Origin of the sequence: Streptomyces bullii (assembly GCF_042657145.1) — a bacterium.
Lineage (GTDB): Bacteria > Actinomycetota > Actinomycetes > Streptomycetales > Streptomycetaceae > Streptomyces > Streptomyces bullii.
Genome location: NZ_JBHSNY010000003.1, coordinates 605,431 through 617,962, shown reverse-complemented (window position 1 = coordinate 617,962; position 12,532 = coordinate 605,431). Strand labels below are relative to the sequence as shown.

13 protein-coding genes are annotated in these 12,532 nt (G+C 71.5%); 6 read left to right on the top strand and 7 right to left on the bottom strand.

Going from position 1 to position 12,532, the window contains the following annotated elements; genetic code table 11:
- The first annotated feature begins 150 nt into the window (after positions 1-150).
- The 5 genes from acs to ACFPZJ_RS10760 all read left to right on the top strand — a co-directional run bounded on the left by acs (position 151) and on the right by ACFPZJ_RS10760 (position 5,651).
- Positions 151-2,109, top strand: a complete 1,959-nt coding sequence (gene acs, locus ACFPZJ_RS10780) for an acetate--CoA ligase (RefSeq protein ID WP_381019916.1) — start codon at positions 151-153, stop codon at positions 2,107-2,109.
- 246 nt (positions 2,110-2,355) lie between these two features.
- Entirely contained in the window at positions 2,356-3,786 is a 1,431-nt protein-coding gene (nhaA, locus tag ACFPZJ_RS10775; RefSeq protein ID WP_381019915.1) for a Na+/H+ antiporter NhaA, read from the top strand.
- 89 nt (positions 3,787-3,875) lie between these two features.
- Positions 3,876-4,364 (top strand): phage holin family protein, encoded by a 489-nt coding sequence (locus ACFPZJ_RS10770; protein ID WP_381019914.1) that lies wholly within the window; start codon positions 3,876-3,878, stop codon positions 4,362-4,364.
- Positions 4,361-5,341: an alpha/beta fold hydrolase gene (locus ACFPZJ_RS10765; RefSeq protein ID WP_381019913.1), complete on the top strand. Its 981-nt coding sequence runs from the start codon at positions 4,361-4,363 to the stop codon at positions 5,339-5,341. The genes ACFPZJ_RS10770 and ACFPZJ_RS10765 overlap by 4 nt, the downstream gene beginning before the upstream one ends.
- 127 nt (positions 5,342-5,468) lie before the next feature.
- Positions 5,469-5,651 carry a hypothetical protein gene (locus ACFPZJ_RS10760; protein ID WP_381019912.1) on the top strand — a complete coding sequence of 61 codons (183 nt, stop codon included), beginning with the start codon at positions 5,469-5,471 and terminating at the stop codon, positions 5,649-5,651.
- A gap of 34 nt (positions 5,652-5,685) precedes the next feature.
- Here the strand turns inward: ACFPZJ_RS10760 and ACFPZJ_RS10755 are convergent, their stop codons facing one another.
- The 3 genes from ACFPZJ_RS10755 to nth form a co-directional block, all read right to left on the bottom strand.
- Positions 5,686-6,885 (bottom strand): MarP family serine protease, encoded by a 1,200-nt coding sequence (locus ACFPZJ_RS10755; RefSeq protein ID WP_381019911.1) that lies wholly within the window; start codon positions 6,883-6,885, stop codon positions 5,686-5,688.
- A gap of 13 nt (positions 6,886-6,898) precedes the next feature.
- Positions 6,899-7,594: an NUDIX hydrolase gene (locus ACFPZJ_RS10750; protein ID WP_381019910.1), complete on the bottom strand. Its 696-nt coding sequence runs from the start codon at positions 7,592-7,594 to the stop codon at positions 6,899-6,901.
- Between the two features lie 172 nt (positions 7,595-7,766).
- Positions 7,767-8,717 carry an endonuclease III gene (nth, locus tag ACFPZJ_RS10745; protein WP_381020178.1) on the bottom strand — a complete coding sequence of 317 codons (951 nt, stop codon included), beginning with the start codon at positions 8,715-8,717 and terminating at the stop codon, positions 7,767-7,769.
- A 545-nt stretch (positions 8,718-9,262) separates the two neighbouring features.
- Between nth and ACFPZJ_RS10740 the strand changes: the two genes are divergently transcribed.
- Positions 9,263-9,937, top strand: coding sequence for a Crp/Fnr family transcriptional regulator (locus ACFPZJ_RS10740; RefSeq protein ID WP_029382547.1), 675 nt, complete (start codon positions 9,263-9,265; stop codon positions 9,935-9,937).
- Positions 9,938-10,111: 174 nt separating this feature from the next.
- Here the strand turns inward: ACFPZJ_RS10740 and ACFPZJ_RS10735 are convergent, their stop codons facing one another.
- Genes ACFPZJ_RS10735 through ACFPZJ_RS10720 form a run of 4 tightly spaced genes read right to left on the bottom strand, consistent with a single transcriptional unit; the run spans position 10,112 to position 12,477 of the window.
- Positions 10,112-10,942 carry an MBL fold metallo-hydrolase gene (locus tag ACFPZJ_RS10735; RefSeq protein ID WP_381019908.1) on the bottom strand — a complete coding sequence of 277 codons (831 nt, stop codon included), beginning with the start codon at positions 10,940-10,942 and terminating at the stop codon, positions 10,112-10,114.
- A complete protein-coding gene (locus tag ACFPZJ_RS10730; protein WP_381019907.1) occupies positions 10,939-11,808 on the bottom strand; it encodes an NUDIX hydrolase in 870 nt (289 codons plus the stop codon). Before ACFPZJ_RS10730 ends, ACFPZJ_RS10735 begins: the two co-directional genes overlap by 4 nt.
- 49 nt (positions 11,809-11,857) lie before the next feature.
- On the bottom strand, positions 11,858-12,319 hold the full coding sequence (locus tag ACFPZJ_RS10725) for a RidA family protein (protein ID WP_381019905.1): 462 nt from the start codon (positions 12,317-12,319) through the stop codon (positions 11,858-11,860).
- Entirely contained in the window at positions 12,319-12,477 is a 159-nt protein-coding gene (locus tag ACFPZJ_RS10720; protein WP_003991873.1) for a DUF4177 domain-containing protein, read from the bottom strand. The genes ACFPZJ_RS10725 and ACFPZJ_RS10720 overlap by 1 nt, the downstream gene beginning before the upstream one ends.
- Between the last annotated feature and the right edge of the window lie 55 nt (positions 12,478-12,532).

Sequence of the window (12,532 nt, the reverse complement as noted above, 5' to 3'; positions counted from 1 at the left end):
CCGAGAGGTCTACACCAATGGTCCGACGACCCTTGTCATCGGACCCCCGGTCTGATGAGCTGTGGCCTGGGACACAACGGACACCCTGGGAAAGGCAGATGCCGTGAGCAACGAAAGCCTGGCCAACCTGCTGAGGGAGGAGATGGGACTGTGAGCGAGAATCCCTCCCTCTCCAACCTGCTCAAGGAAGAGCGCAGGTTCGCACCCCCCGCCGACCTGGCCGCGCACGCCAATGTCACAGCGGAGGCGTATGACCAGGCCAAGGCTGACAGGCTCGGCTTCTGGGCCGAGCAGGCCCGTCGGCTGACCTGGGCCAAGGAGCCCACCGAGACCCTCGACTGGTCGAACCCGCCGTTCGCCAAGTGGTTCAAGGACGGCGAGCTCAACGTCGCGTACAACTGCGTGGACCGGCACGTGGAGGCCGGGCACGGCGACCGGGTCGCCATCCACTTCGAAGGGGAGCCCGGCGACAGCCGCGCGATCACCTACGCCCAGCTCAAGGACGAGGTCTCCAAGGCCGCCAACGCCCTGCTGGAGCTGGGGGTTCAGAAGGGCGACCGGGTCGCGGTCTACATGCCGATGATCCCCGAGACCGCGATCGCGATGCTGGCCTGCGCCCGGATCGGCGCCGCCCACTCGGTCGTCTTCGGCGGTTTCTCGGCGGACGCGCTCGCCACCCGCATCCAGGACGCGGACGCCAAGGTCGTCATCACCTCCGACGGCGGCTACCGGCGCGGCAAGCCGTCCGCGCTGAAGCCGGCCGTGGACGAGGCGATCGAGAAGGCGGGCACCATCGAGCACGTGCTCGTGGTCCGCCGCACCGGCCAGGAGGTCGCCTGGACCGAGGGCCGGGACGTGTGGTGGCACGACCTCGTCGAGCGCCAGTCCGCCGAGCACATGCCGGAGGCGTTCGAGGCGGAGCAGCCGCTGTTCATCCTCTACACCTCGGGAACGACGGGGAAGCCGAAGGGCATCCTGCACACCTCCGGCGGCTACCTCACCCAGGCCGCGTACACCCACTGGGCCGTCTTCGACCTCAAGCCGGAGACCGACGTCTACTGGTGCACCGCCGACGTCGGCTGGGTCACCGGGCACTCGTACATCGTCTACGGGCCGCTGGCCAACGGCGCGACGCAGGTCATGTACGAGGGCACGCCGGACACCCCGCACCAGGGCCGCTTCTGGGAGATCGTCCAGAAGTACGGCGTGACCATCCTGTACACCGCGCCCACCGCGATCCGTACGTTCATGAAGTGGGGCGACGACATCCCCGCGAAGTTCGACCTGTCCAGCCTGCGGGTCTTGGGGTCCGTCGGTGAGCCGATCAACCCCGAGGCGTGGATCTGGTACCGCAAGAACATCGGCGGCGACCGCACCCCGATCGTGGACACCTGGTGGCAGACCGAGACCGGCGCGATGATGATCTCGCCGCTGCCGGGCGTGACCGAGGCCAAGCCCGGCTCCGCCCAGCGGCCGCTGCCCGGCATCTCCGCGACCGTCGTCGACGACGAGGCCAACGAGGTGCCCCACGGCGGTGGCGGCTACCTCGTCCTCACCGAGCCGTGGCCGTCGATGCTGCGCACCATCTGGGGCGACGACCAGCGGTTCATCGACACCTACTGGTCGCGTTTCGAGGGCAGGTACTTCGCCGGTGACGGCGCGAAGAAGGACGACGACGGCGACATCTGGCTGCTCGGCCGGGTGGACGACGTGATGCTGGTCTCCGGCCACAACATCTCCACCACCGAGGTGGAGTCCGCGCTGGTCTCCCACCCGTCCGTCGCCGAGGCGGCCGTGGTCGGCGCGGCCGACGAGACGACCGGGCAGGCGATCGTCGCCTTCGTGATCCTGCGCGGTACGGCCGCGGAGACCGAGGACCTGGTCGCCGAGCTGCGCAACCACGTCGGCAACACCCTCGGCCCGATCGCCAAGCCCAAGCGGATCCTGCCGGTGGCCGAGCTGCCCAAGACCCGCTCCGGCAAGATCATGCGGCGCCTGCTGCGGGACGTCGCCGAGAACCGCCAGCTGGGTGACGTCACCACGCTGACGGACTCCACGGTGATGGATCTGATCCAGGCCAAGCTGCCCAAGGCGCCCAGCGAGGACTGATCACCGTAGGGACGGGCACCCGGCACAGGACGCGCCGGGTGCCCGTCCTGGTCGTCCGCGCAGAGCGTCTGCACGGAGAGCGCCCATGCGGGGAGCGCCGGGGGAAGATGCTCCACGTCAAGATCGCCGGGCCCCTGCGCGGCACGTTAGGTAAGCTAAAGAACACATCACCAAGATCGAGGTGCGCCGGGAAGTCTGGTCGGCAAGCGTTTCGTCCTGCCCACCGACCGGAGGTCCGTCTTGCCCATGCCCCGCACCACCACCCCCCGCAAGGTCTTCGGGCGTCTGTCCCTCCCGGAGCGGACCTTCGTCGCGGACGCGCTGCGCACCGAGACCGTCGGCGGTGTGCTGCTGCTCCTCGCCGCTGTCACCGCGCTGATCTGGGCGAACATACCCGCGCTGCACGACAGCTACGAGAGCGTCGCCCACTACCACCTGGGCCCCGCCTCCCTCGGACTCGATTTGTCGCTCGCGCACTGGGCCGCCGACGGGCTGCTCGCGATCTTCTTCTTCGTCGCCGGCATCGAGCTCAAGCGCGAGCTCGTCGCGGGTGACCTGCGCGACCCCAAGGCCGCCGCGCTGCCGGTGGTCGCGGCGCTGTGCGGAATGGCCGCGCCGGCCCTGGTCTACGTCCTCACCAGCGCCGCCGGCGGTGGCTCCCTGGCCGGCTGGGCCGTGCCCACCGCCACCGACATCGCCTTCGCGCTCGCCGTGCTCGCCGTGATCGGCACCTCCCTGCCGAGCGCGCTGCGCGCCTTCCTGCTCACGCTCGCGGTCGTCGACGACCTCTTCGCGATCCTGATCATCGCGGTGTTCTTCACCAGCGACCTGAACTTCGCCGCGCTCGGCGGTGCCGCCGCGGGCCTGGCCGTCTTCTGGCTGCTGCTGCGCAAGGGCGTGCGCGGCTGGTACGTGTACGTCCCGCTCGGCCTCGTCATCTGGGGGCTGATGTACAACAGCGGCGTCCACGCCACCATCGCCGGCGTCGCGATGGGCCTGATGCTGCGCTGCCACCGGCACGAGGGCGAGGCGCACTCCCCCGGCGAGCGCATCGAGCACCTCGTACGGCCCCTGTCGGCCGGGCTGGCCGTTCCGGTGTTCGCCCTGTTCAGCGCGGGCGTGTCCATCTCCGGCGGCGCGCTCGGCTCCGTGTTCACCAGGCCGGAGACCCTCGGCGTGGTCCTCGGACTGGTCGTCGGCAAGGCGCTCGGCATCTTCGGCGGTACCTGGCTGACGGCCCGCTTCACCCGGGCGTCGCTCAGCGAGGAGCTGGAGTGGGCGGACGTGTTCGCGGTGGCGACCCTCGCCGGCATCGGCTTCACCGTCTCCCTGCTGATCGGCGAACTCGCCTTCGAGGGCGACGCCACCATGACCGACGAGGTCAAGGCCGCCGTGCTGCTGGGCTCGCTCATCGCCGCGACCCTGGCGGCCGTCCTGCTGAAGATACGCAACGCCAAGTACCGCAAGCTGTGCGAGGCCGAGGACCGCGACGAGGACCTCGACGGCATCCCGGACATCTACGAGGAGGACGACCCGGCGTACCACGTGCGCATGGCGGAGATCCACGAGCACCGGGCCGCCGAACACCGCAGGATCGCCGAGGAGAAGGCCGCCGAGCGACGCGGGCTTGCCGAAGTGCCGGGCGGGGCAGGCGATGACCGCGACGGTCCGGCATGATCTGACGAGACGGTACAAAAGACGGGACCGTACTCAGTCAGGGCACGGAACGACCGACGACGGAACCGCAGCAGAAGAGGGAGACCGCGATGAGCGCACCCGACGGCAGCCCGGTCGGCGCCGAACGCAGCATCGGCCAGCTGTTCGCCTCGGCGACGGCGGACATGTCGGCGCTGGTGCACGACGAGATCGCGCTGGCGAAGGCGCAGCTCAAGCAGGACGTCAAGCGCGGCGCGGCGAGCGGCGGCGCGTTCACGCTGGCGGGCGCGGTGCTGGTGTTCTCCCTGCCGATGCTGAACTTCGCGCTGGCGTACGGCATCCGGACCTGGAGCGGCTGGAACCTCGCGATCTGCTTCCTGCTGTCCTTCGCGGCGAACGTGCTGGTCGCGCTCGGCCTCGCGCTGATCGGCGTGGTGTTCGCGAAGAAGGCCAAGAAGAGCAAGGGACCGCAGAAGGTCGCCGCCTCCATGAAGGAAAGCGCGGGCGTGCTGCAGAAGGCCAAGCCGCACCCGCGACCGGAGCTGCCGCAGGACCGGGTCCCCGAGGCCATCGAGGCTGTGGCACGCTCGTCCTCATGACGGGCTCCTCCACCCCTTCGGGGTCATCCCCTTCGGCGCAACCTGCCTCGGCGCAACCTGCCTCGGTCGTCCGGGCGGAGGTCCCCGGCGGGGCGAAGGTCGCGCATCGCGACGTCGCCGCCAACGGCGCCCGCTTCCATATGGCGGAGCTCGGCGACGGCCCGCTGGTGCTGCTGCTGCACGGCTTCCCGCAGTTCTGGTGGACCTGGCGGCACCAGCTCGTCGCGCTCGCCGACGCCGGTTTCCGGGCCGTCGCCATGGACCTGCGGGGCGTCGGCGGCAGCGACCGCACGCCGCGCGGTTACGACCCCGCCAACCTCGCACTCGACATCACCGGCGTGATCCGCTCCCTCGGCGAGCCGGACGCCGCGCTCGTCGGGCACGACCTGGGCGGGTACCTCGCGTGGACGGCGGCCGCGATGCGCCCCAAGCTGGTGCGGCGGCTCGCGGTCGCGTCCATGCCGCATCCCCGGCGCTGGCGGGCGGCGATGCTCAGGGACGCCCGGCAGACCCGGGCGGGGTCCCACATCTGGGGCTTCCAGCGGCCCTGGATCCCCGAGCGGCAGCTCACCGCCGACGACGGCGCGCTCGTCGCCGAGCTGATCCGGGACTGGTCCGGGCCGCGCCTGCCGGACGAGGAGGCCCTGGAGACGTACCGTCGCGCCATGTGCATCCCGTCCACGGCGCACTGCTCCATCGAACCGTACCGCTGGATGGTGCGCTCCCTGGCCCGCCCGGACGGCATCCAGTTCAACCGCCGTATGAAGCGGCCCGTGCGCGTGCCGACGCTGCATCTGCACGGCTCCCTGGACCCCGTGATGCGCACCCGCAGCGCGGCCGGCTCCGGCGAGTACGTCGAAGCCCCGTACCGCTGGCGGCTGTTCGACGGACTCGGCCACTTCCCGCACGAGGAGGACCCGGTCGCGTTCTCGTCGGAACTGATCAACTGGCTGAAGGATCCCGAACCGGATCGGTGACCGTCCGAGCACGCCCGGTCTCACGACGCGAACACCTGTCCGACGAACGGCCAATTGCCTGGCGCATAGGCCAATTGGGTGCTACCGGAGCGGTTATCGACCATGGGGCAGGGGCACACGTCGGGGTATGGGCTGGACGCACGACTACAGTGACGCAAGCCGCAATCGCCGCTCGGCGGGCGGCGCGGGCTCCCACCAACGAGGCGGTGCACCGCAGATGGCGGGCACGGACCTGAGGGTGGGGATCCCGCGGATCCTCCGCCGCCGGGCCCGCTGGGTCTCGGTACGTCTACGCCACACGCGCGGCTGACGCGCCACAGCGCGCGGCTGTCGCGGCCGACGCGCTAGAGCGCGCAGCTGTCGCTGCCCACCTGCTGGTTGGCCGTACGCCCCTTGGTGATGTCCTCCTGGATCTCGTCCACGGTAAGCGCGTACCCCGTCTCGGCGTCGTCGAGGGACTTCGCGAAGACCACGCCGTAGACCCTGCCCTCCGGAGTGAGCAGCGGGCCGCCGGAGTTGCCCTGGCGGACGACCGCGTACAGCGAGTAGACGTCGCGGCGCACGGTGCCGCGGTGGTAGATGTCGGGGCCGTTGGCCGTGATGCGCCCGCGTACGCGCGCGGCCCGCACGTCGTACGCCCCGTTCTCCGGGAAACCGGCGACGATGGCGCTGTCGCCGCTGCTCGCGTCCTTCGACGTGAACCGCAGCGCGGGCGCGTCCAGGTCGGGCACGTCGAGCACGGCGATGTCGCGCCGCCAGTCGTACAGCACCACCGTGGCGTCGTACTTGCGGCCCTCGCCGCCTATCTGCACGGTCGGCTCGTCGACACCGCCGACCACGTGCGCGTTGGTCATCACCCGGCGGTCGGCGAACACGAAACCGGTGCCCTCCAGGACCTTGCCGCAGCTCTGCGCGGTGCCCATGACCTTGACGATGGAGCGCTGCGCGCGCGTGGCGACCGCGCTGTTGGCCAGGGCCGGGTCCGGGGGCTGGACGTCGGTGATGGGCTCGTTGGAGAACGGGCTGAAGACCTGCGGGAAGCCGTTCTGCGCGAGGACGGAGGAGAAGTCCGCGAACCAGGTGTCGGCCTGGTCGGGCAGGGCCCGGGAGACACCCTGCAGCACCTTGGAGTTGCGGACCTCCTTGCCGAGCGTCGGCAGCGTCGTACCGGCCAGGGCCGAGCCGATCAGCCAGGCGACCAGCAGCATCGCGACGACGTTGACCAGGGCGCCGCCGGTGGCGTCGAGGGCGCGGGCCGGGGACCACGTGATGTACCGGCGCAGCTTGTTGCCGAGGTGGGTGGTCAGCGCCTGGCCGACGGAGGCGCAGACGATCACGACGACGACCGCGACCACCGCGGCGGTCGTGCTGACCTCCGCGTTGTCGGTGAGGGCGTCCCAGATCACGGGCAGCACATAGACGGCGGCCAGGCCGCCGCCCAGGAAGCCGATCACCGACAGGATGCCGACGACGAAGCCCTGGCGATAGCCCACGACCGCGAACCACACGGCAGCGACCAGCAGCAAGATGTCCAGCACGTTCACGAAGGCCACCCTGTCATGACCGCCAGTCGAGCGGGACCTGCTTCCCGCGGTCCCAGGGCCGCTCCCAGCCCGCGAAGTGCAGCAGCCGGTCGATGATTCCGGCCGTGAAGCCCCAGACCAGGGCCGATTCGACCAGGAATGCCGGACCCCGGTGGCCGCTGGGGTGGACGGTCGTGGCCCTGTTGGCGGGATCCGTGAGATCCGCCACGGGAACCGTGAAGACCCGGGCTGTCTCGTTCGGATCGACGACGCCGACCGGGCTCGGCTCGCGCCACCAGCCCAGCACCGGGGTGACGACGAACCCGCTGACCGGGATGTACAGCTTGGGCAGCACGCCGAAGAGCTGGACGCCGGACGGGTCGAGGCCCGTCTCCTCCTCGGCCTCGCGCAGGGCGGCCCGCAGCGGCCCGTCGGTCCGCGGGTCGCCGTCCTCGGGGTCGAGGGCGCCGCCGGGGAAGGACGGCTGTCCGGCATGCGACCGCAGGGAACTCGCCCGCTCCATGAGCAGCAGCTCCGGCCCGCGCTCGCCCTCCCCGAACAGGATCAGGACGGCGGACTGTCGCCCGGCGCCGTTCTCGGGCGGCAGGAAGCGGCTCAGCTGCCCCGGCCTGACCGTCTCCACGGCGTGCACCACCGGGTCCAGCCAGGCGGGCAGCCCGTCCTTGCTGAGCGCCACCGGCCCGCCCTGGGTATTGCTCGCTCGCGTCATGGGCACCCCCGTCGTCCTGCTGGATCCAACGGCCGACGGCCGCGTGATCGTTCCCGGGTGCGGCCCTGAAGCCCCTCCGGGCAGCGCCCCCGACGTCCTGCCGGGGAGCGTCCCTGAGGGCCTTCGGGAGGGCGGCCCCGTGACCCCTCGAGGGGCCGTCCCGACCGCCCCGTCACGCGGCCCCCAGCGGCGGGGCCGGCCTGCCGCCCGCGTCCAGGTACGCCTGCGGCGGCTTGAGCCGCTGGCCAGGGAGTCCCCCCTTCTCGTACTTCAGCAGCTTCTTCGCCTTCTCCGGGTCCGTCTCGCCCTCTCCGTACGCCGGGCAGAGCGGCGCGATCGGGCAGGCCCCGCAGGCCGGCTTGCGGGCATGGCAGATGCGGCGGCCGTGCCAGATCACGTGGTGCGAGAGATCCGTCCAGTCGCTCTTCGGGAACAGCGCCCCGACGGCTGCCTCGATCTTGTCGGGGTCGGTCTCGTCGGTCCACTGCCAGCGGCGCACCAGGCGCTGGAAGTGCGTGTCCACGGTGATGCCCGGGCGGCCGAAGGCGTTGCCGAGCACCACGAAGGCGGTCTTGCGGCCGACGCCGGGCAGTTTGACGAGGTCCTCGAGCCGGCCGGGGACCTCGCCGCCGAACTCCTCCACGAGGGCCTTGGACAGCCCTATGACCGACTTGGTCTTGGCCCGGAAGAAGCCGCAGGGGCGGAGGATCTCCTCCACCTCCTCCGGGTTGGCGGCGGCCAGGTCCTCGGGCGTGGGGTACTTGGCGAAGAGGGCGGGCGTCGTCTGGTTGACGCGCAGGTCGGTGGTCTGCGCGGACAGGACCGTGGCGACGACCAGCTGGAAGGGGTTCTCGAAGTCCAGTTCGGGGTGGGCGTACGGGTAGACCTCGGCGAGCTCGCGGTTGATCCGGCGGGCCCGGCGGACCAGGGCGGTGCGTGACTCGTCCCTCGACGGCTTGACGACGGTCGTGGCGGGAGCGGCGCCCTTCACCGCGGCGGTGGCCTTCTTCGGGGCGACGACGACCTTCTTGGGAGCCGGGGCCTTCTTCACAGCCGCCTTGGCCGCCGTGACCGCCTTCGTCCCGGCTGCGCTCCCCGCCGTGTCCTTCGCCGCGACGGCCATCGTCGCCGTGGTCTTCTTCGTCGTCTTCGTCGTAGTCGTCTTCGTCGCCGCGGGCTTCTTCGCGGTCGTCCCCTTCGCAGCCGCTTTCTTGGCCGCTGCCTTCTTCTCGGTCGTCCGCTGCGCCGCCACCTTCTCCCGTGCCGCCGCACTTTCCGCGGTCTGCTTCTCGCCTGCAGCCGTTTTCCTCACAGAAGCCGCCTTCTTCTTCACCGGCGCCTTCTTTGTCGCTTTCGCCGTTTTCCTACCGCCATCAGGGCTCTGTTCGCCCATAGCGGAATCGCGACGTACAACCACCCGCGCAGCCCCCTCGGCCTGTGCTCTCACCGGCGATTTGGACACCCGGCCAGCCTACGACCCGGCACCGACATCCGCCCCGGGCCCTGAAGATCGGCCCCCAATTGGACCCCTGCCGCGTACCCCGGGACACCTGTGCGGCATCCTTGTGACAGATCACACTGTTTGGACCGTCCGGCAAAATGGGCACCACGGTCCCCTGGTACACGGGGGAGCAAGATCCCCTGAGCAGGTCGACAAGGAGAGAACTCGTGGACGACGTTCTGCGGCGCAACCCGCTCTTCGCGGCGCTCGACGACGAGCAGGCCGCGGAGCTCCGCGCCTCCATGAGTGAGGTGACCCTCGCGCGCGGCGACTCGCTGTTCCACGAGGGCGACCCCGGAGATCGCCTGTACGTGGTCACGGAAGGCAAGGTCAAGCTCCACCGCACGTCCCCCGACGGCCGCGAGAACATGCTGGCCGTCGTCGGTCCCGGCGAGCTGATCGGCGAACTGTCGCTGTTCGACCCGGGCCCGCGCACCGCGACCGCCACCGCGCTGACCGAGGTCAAGCTCCTCGGCCTCGGCCACGGCGACCTCCAGCCCTGGCTGAACGCCCGTCCCGAGGTGGCCGCGGCGCTGCTGCGCGCCGTCGCCCGGCGCCTGCGCAAGACCAACGACGCCATGTCCGACCTGGTCTTCTCGGACGTCCCGGGCCGCGTGGCCCGCGCCCTGCTGGACCTCTCGCGCCGCTTCGGCGTGCAGTCCGAGGAGGGCATCCACGTCGTCCACGACCTGACGCAGGAGGAGCTGGCCCAGCTGGTCGGCGCGTCCCGCGAGACGGTCAACAAGGCCCTCGCCGACTTCGCCCAGCGCGGCTGGCTGCGCCTGGAGGCGCGCGCCGTGATCCTGCTGGACGTCGAGCGCCTGGCCAAGCGCTCGCGCTGACACCGTCCCACGCCGTACACGGCGGCCCCGTCTCCTCCCGAGACGGGGCCGCCGCCGTAACGGCACCAGCTCCGGCACAGCCACCCGCAGCCGCCCAGCACCCGCATCGGCATCGGCATCGGCATCGGCTGCCCGAACGAGCCCGGTTCCGGCCGAAGGCCAAGCCCGGGCCCGCTAGATGAGCCCGTGCTCCTCCAGATAGTCCAGCTGTGCCCGTACCGACAGCTCAGCCGCCGGCCACAGGGAGCGGTCCACGTCCGCGTACACGTGGGCGACGACCTCGGCCGGCGTCCGGTAGCCGTCCTCGACGGCCGTCTCGACCTGGGCGAGGCGGTGCGCGCGGTGGGCGAGGTAGTACTCGACGGCGCCCTGGGCGTCCTCCAGGACCGGTCCGTGACCCGGCAGGACGGTCTGGACGCCGTCGTCGACCGTGAGCGACCTGAGCCGCCGCAGCGAGTCCAGGTAGTCGCCCAGACGGCCGTCGGGGTGTGCCACGACGCTCGTACCGCGCCCGAGGACCGTGTCTCCGGTCAGCACCGCCCGGTCGGCAGGCAGGTGGAAGGAGAGGGAGTCGGCGGTGTGCCCGGGGGTCGGTACGACCCTCACTTCCAGACCGCCGACCGTGATCACGTCTCCTGCGGCCAGGCCCTCGTCGCCCAGCCGCAGCGCCGGGTCCAGGGCACGCACGCGCGTGCCGGTCAGCTCGGCGAAGCGGGCGGCGCCTTCGGCGTGGTCCGGGTGACCGTGCGTCAGCAGCGTCAGGGCGACGCGCTTGCCGGCCTGCTCGGCCGTGTCGACGACGGCGCGCAGGTGCCCCTCGTCCAGCGGCCCGGGGTCGACGACGACCGCGAGCCCGGAGCCGGGCTCGGACAGGATCCAGGTGTTGGTGCCGTCCAGGGTCATCGCCGAGGGGTTGGGCGCCAGGACGTTGACGGCCCGTGGAGTGGCGGGTCCCGAGAGGACTCCTCCTCGGGGCCGGCCGGGCAGGGCTGCTGCGTCCGTCATGCGGGGGCTCCACCGGTGGGAATGTGTTTGGTGAACTCGTCGTGGCCGGGCCAGGAGAGCACGATCTCGCCGTTCTCCAGGCGGGCTGTGGCCAGGACCGGTGTGAGGTCGCGCTCGGGTGCCGCGGCGAGCGCGTCCGCCGCCGTGGCGTACGGGATCAGCTGGCGCAGCGTCGCGATGGTCGGCGGCATCATCAGCAGCTCGCCCTTGTCGTAGCCGGCCGCTGCCTCGCCCGGCGCGATCCACACGGTGCGGTCGGCCTCCGTGGAGGCGTTGCGGGTGCGCTGCCCCTGCGGCAGGGCGGCCACGAAGAACCAGGTGTCGTAGCGGCGGGGCTCGAACTCGGGGGTGATCCAGCGCGTCCAGGCCCCCAGCAGGTCCGAACGCAGGACCAGGCCCCGGCGATCCAGGAACTCGGCGAAGGACGTCTCCCGGGCGACCAGGGCCGCGCGGTCCGCCTCCCAGTCGTCGCCCGTGGTGTCGCCGACCACCGAGTCGGGCGCGGGGCCGGCCAGCAGGACGCCCGCCTCCTCGTACGTCTCCCGTACGGCCGCGCAGACGATCGCCTGGGCCGCCGTCTCGTCGACGCCGAGCCTGTTCGCCCACCACGCGCGCGTGGGGCCCGCCCAGCGGACGTGGTGGTCGTCGTCGCGGGGGTCGACGCCGCCGCCCGGATACGCGTACGCGCCCCCGGCGAAGGCCATGGAGGCGCGTCTGCGCAGCATGTGGACGGCGGTGCCGGCGTCGGTGTCCTTCAGGAGCATGACGGTGGCCGCGCGCCTCGGGGTGACCGGGGTGAGGGTGCCTGCCGCGAGCGCGCGGATGCGGTCCGGCCACTCCGGGGGATACCACTGACCATTCGCCATGGCCGGAGGCTATCCCGTGGTGCGTGGATGTTCGAGAGGGGCCAGGGGGCTACGCGAGCTCCACCTGGATCTCGACCTCCACCGGCGCGTCCAGCGGCAGCACGGCCACGCCCACGGCGCTGCGCGCGTGCACGCCCTTGTCGCCGAGGACCGCGCCCAGCAGCTCGCTGGCGCCGTTGAGGACGCCCGGCTGGCCCGTGAAGTCGGTGGCGGAGGCCACGAAGCCGACCACCTTCACCACGCGCGCGATGCGGTCCAGATCGCCGGCGACGGACTTGACGGCGGCCAGGGCGTTCAGCGCGCAGGTACGCGCCAGCTCCTTGGCCTCCTCCGGCGTGACCTCCGCGCCGACCTTGCCGGTGACCGGGAGCTTGCCGTCCACCATCGGCAGCTGGCCGGCGGTGTAGACGTACGGCCCGGACTGGACGGCCGGCTGGTAGGCGGCGAGCGGCGGAACGACCTCGGGCAGGGTCAGGCCGAGCTCGGCCAGCTTCGCCTCGACGGCGCTCATCACTGCTTCTCCCGCTTCAGGTAGGCCACGAGCTGCTCGGGGTTGTTCGGCCCGGGCACGACCTGGACGAGCTCCCAGCCGTCCTCGCCCCAGGTGTCCAGGATCTGCTTCGTGGCGTGGACGAGCAGCGGCACGGTTGCGTATTCCCACTTGGTCATGCGGCCGACTCTAGCCGCTGCCGGACCGGGGTCAGGCGGCCACCGGGGCCCCGTT